The sequence below is a fragment of the Pseudomonas sp. AC463 genome (genome assembly GCF_979253585.1).
This window is the reverse complement of the sequence record NZ_CEEDDZ010000458.1, coordinates 1-288: the sequence shown is the minus strand read 5'-3', so window position 1 is coordinate 288 and position 288 is coordinate 1. Positions and strand designations below refer to the sequence as shown.

At 69.1% G+C, this 288-nt stretch carries 1 protein-coding gene; it reads right to left on the bottom strand.

Annotation, left to right across the window (positions count from 1 at the left end):
• Window positions 1-223, bottom strand: a 223-nt coding sequence (locus AC0IYH_RS30965) for a LysR family transcriptional regulator (RefSeq protein ID WP_471838012.1), incomplete at its 3' end; no start/stop codon positions are given.
• Window positions 224-288 lie beyond the last annotated feature (65 nt).

Here is a 288-nt window from a genome sequence, read left to right as displayed (position 1 = left end):
CCAGCGTCGCGAGGATCGCCACCGCGTCGGCATGGAACCGCTCCCCCGGCCCGGTCAGGTCCAGCCGCCGGGTCGTCCGCACCAGCAGCCGGACGCCCAGCCGCGCTTCCAATCGCGCGATCCGCTTCGACACCATGGCCGGGGATATGCCCGCTGTACGGCCCGCCGCGCTCAGGCTGCCGGCGTCCACGACGGCGACGAACAGCGCGATATCCGGGTCCATTCGTTCCTCCAGCGATCGACAGCTTTGTCACATATGCGCCTAACGACGAACTGCGCGAACCGCTA